Raw genomic sequence first — 3,244 nt, 5'->3', positions numbered from 1 at the left:
GGTTTGCAATAATGCCTCTACTTGTTTTTCTGGAGATTGCTTTTGCGCCATGTGATATATTCTACGGCGCTATGTGCATCTATCTACTTTTTATTTTTTGCACTACCCCGATTTATTGAGCGGATACTTATCAAGAAAGGATAAAATTCTCTCACACAAAATAGGTACTGTGGCCAAGTAAGTTTTTATCGTTTCTTAAAAAAGCATTCTTTTGCATTTTGATATACATCAGCATCCATTGCCAAAGCACAGAGTTCAAGACATTAAGGCGATTGAGGAAGCAATCGCGAAGACAACTCATTTTAGCTCCCCAGCAATCCCTCTAATGCTTCCCCGACAGCAACCCACGCTATCCATTGCCCTTAATCCAACAGTAGTACAACAACCGATAACTTCGATATTTCCATATCGCCAGCTAGCGTGAGATCATGCATTTGTAAGCAGCAGTACTCAGTAGCTTACCTGGCTTTGCAATGATTAGATTGATACTAGTAAGGTAAATCATCTGTATTGTTTAAGGTGCTACTTTTTCTCGAAACAGCTTTCCAGGAGAAAACGCAGGAACTCTAGTAGCTGGAATGGTCATTGTCTCTTGGGTTTTGGGATTACGCCCCTCACGCTCGGAGCGATCGCGTCGCTCGAATGACCCAAACCCAACAAGCGTTATCTTCTCCCCATTAGCTACAGCCTCGGTAACGACTTCTAAAAAAGCACTGATCACTTGATCAGCTTGCTTTTTTGTGATGTTAGCCTTCGCTGCTACAGCATCCACTAATTCCCCTTTGTTCATAAATCACCCTGAAGTATTGCCAGTATTGGAAATTTACTTTACCACTACTACCTTTTGTGAGGATAGGGGGAAAACGACCAACAATCAAGCAGCATACGAAAATTAACAATGCACAGCTACTCCTGTGGCGACTTTGAATTCAGGGGTAAAGGCAGTTGAGTTTTAGGAGAGCATCTACTGTAGTCGAACAGTCAATCTACAGTTCGCGCTTTTTTCAGGCGATTTCTACAGCTTTCCACAAGAGAATTCTTGCAAAGCGACCAGCAACCTGATAGGCTACATCAGCAGATCTTTCGATATTCCTCAGTGCCATGAGTTGGGTGATTAGCAGGATTAGGGTATGAGCATGATTGCTCTCTTGCATTGTTGGAAGCGATCGCGCTAGTGAACAAATGAATATAATGCAGTGGTGCAAGCATAAAAAGCTAAGTTTTCTAGCTTTAGTCTCCTTACAGAGAAATGCTCTGTTTGTGGAGTAGTCAGTCTATAAGTTTCTCTATTCCTGTGGCTACTTAGTTTAATTAAGCTATCCCTTAAAAACTAATCTAGGCAGGAATGATTAAAGCAATTAGTGAACGTTTATCAAGTGATTGAACTTTTCCTACAGACTTCAGATCACTTACAACTCGATCTAGTAGTTCTCCAGCTTGGTCACGATATTGATGTTCTCGACCTCGTAAACGAACAGCAAACTTTACCGAATCGCCTTTACTCAACCACCCAACGGCTTGTTCAATGCGTAACTTATAATCAGCCACACCTATATTCAAGCCAAACCGAACTTCCTTTACTACTGGTCTAGCACTCTGTGCCTGACGCTTTTTCTTTTGATACTGAAGCTTGCCATAATTGAGAATTTTTGCAACTGGAGCCTCTTTGCCTTCAGATACTAATACTAGGTCTAACTCTAAGCTTTCGGCTAGCTGTAACGCTTCATTGGTATCGGTCAAACCACGATTATTATTTTCATGGTCAATCAAGAAAACTTGGGGTGACTTGATTTGCGAGTTTATTAGTTGTTTTGGAATTGCGATAACGTTTGGCTCCTATGTATTACAAAAGTTGTTACCACCCAAGGCGTGATTAAGTTGACTGGTTAATAGTCGTCAGCACAAAAATCCTAACTCGCTACATCTAATTCTACTATTGCTGGCTGTTGTTGCTCCTTGACAGCACCCAGTGACTCAATAAAAGCGTCAATTGCCTTGGCTGCTGACTGCTTACCTGTTTTAAATTGGGAAAGGATATTCTCGCGTATTGCTGAATAATCTGGTATGACTTGCTGCTCAACAGAAACAGCCTCTTGTGTTTGTAAAATAACTCCACCATTACGCTCATCTATTAAACCCTTAATCTGAGCGAGCGCTTCGGCTAATTCCTGCCTAATTACCTGTTTTATCTCTTCCCCATCGGGTGTAGACGCAGAAGAGGCATTTACTTCCTGTTTAACTATTTCCTTAATCTCATCACTATTAGATAAAGCCAGCCCAGCTTTTGTCTGACCCAGGATTCCCTTGAGCAATCTTGTTGCTGTATGATTTAATGACTCATTCTCCGAAATCTGCATTGCCGATAAAGCTTTGATTTCTGCATCAGTTAACCCAATGGAAATTGTCATCTTAGCCATACTTTTTACACCTGTAAATATTAAACTCTACATCGCTATTTTGGAGTTACACCGTTTGCATACAGTACTTTGATCGCTGATCACAAATACTGTATAAACAACTGATCAATGACCTAATTATTAAACTTTGCCCTGTGAGCAACTTTTACCCTCGATTCTTTAATCTAGCTTCAAATCAATCAAGTTGCCATTACTTCAATTCTAACGCACACTTACCGAAGAAGAACTCAGGAGCCACGAGCCAGAGTATAGCTTGGGTATAGGAGCATCTCAGAATTGTTTTTTGGAGCAGTGCAGCCAGTAAACCCTGCGGTAAATTAGGGTCTGCCATAAAGCTATGCATTTCACTTTTGCACGAACACAGTAATTCTAGCGAACTACAAACATAAACACTTCAAACCACAAATGTCGCTTAACACGATATTTTTCGTTGTTAACATATTATTTGTCGGCATCAGTGCGTTGTACGGCATTGTAGACATTCAGAAGATACTGCTTAACGGCCCAGGCTGTCTTATTGGTATATAGCAATGAATTTCAAAGCTTGAATCGGGAGCAAAATCCTTAGTAATTGGCTTAAATATACTGATAAGACAGTCAAGGCTTAACGGTTAAAATTAGCGGCATCGCCCATACCAGAGCCGTTATCAGGCAGGTGCAGTTCGTTAATATAATCCTTCTGGTGGGGAAATATCAGATCGGGAGCATCTCAGTTTTTGAAGTGGCTCAAACTGACAATAATCCATTGAGATAAGCAGAGCGATGAGCCAGGACTTGAGGGACATTTTCTCGTTTCCATTGTGCCCCAGAAATCTTTGTTCGACGGT

4 protein-coding genes are annotated in these 3,244 nt (G+C 41.1%); all 4 read right to left on the bottom strand.

Going from position 1 to position 3,244, the window contains the following annotated elements; genetic code table 11:
- Positions 1-514: 514 nt before the first annotated feature.
- The 4 genes from H6G96_RS40445 to H6G96_RS40430 all read right to left on the bottom strand — a co-directional run bounded on the left by H6G96_RS40445 (position 515) and on the right by H6G96_RS40430 (position 2,417).
- Positions 515-790: an HU family DNA-binding protein gene (locus tag H6G96_RS40445; protein WP_190920258.1), complete on the bottom strand. Its 276-nt coding sequence runs from the start codon at positions 788-790 to the stop codon at positions 515-517.
- A gap of 214 nt (positions 791-1,004) precedes the next feature.
- Positions 1,005-1,154: a hypothetical protein gene (locus H6G96_RS40440; protein ID WP_190920256.1), complete on the bottom strand. Its 150-nt coding sequence runs from the start codon at positions 1,152-1,154 to the stop codon at positions 1,005-1,007.
- Between the two features lie 181 nt (positions 1,155-1,335).
- Entirely contained in the window at positions 1,336-1,803 is a 468-nt protein-coding gene (infC, locus tag H6G96_RS40435; protein WP_272913987.1) for a translation initiation factor IF-3, read from the bottom strand.
- Between the two features lie 107 nt (positions 1,804-1,910).
- Positions 1,911-2,417 (bottom strand): hypothetical protein, encoded by a 507-nt coding sequence (locus tag H6G96_RS40430; RefSeq protein ID WP_190920254.1) that lies wholly within the window; start codon positions 2,415-2,417, stop codon positions 1,911-1,913.
- Positions 2,418-3,244: the final 827 nt, after the last annotated feature.

The sequence above is a fragment of the Nostoc sp. FACHB-892 genome (assembly GCF_014698795.1).
In the GTDB taxonomy this organism is placed as follows: Bacteria; Cyanobacteriota; Cyanobacteriia; order Cyanobacteriales; family Nostocaceae; genus Nostoc.
This window is presented reverse-complemented; position numbering and strand designations above follow the sequence as displayed.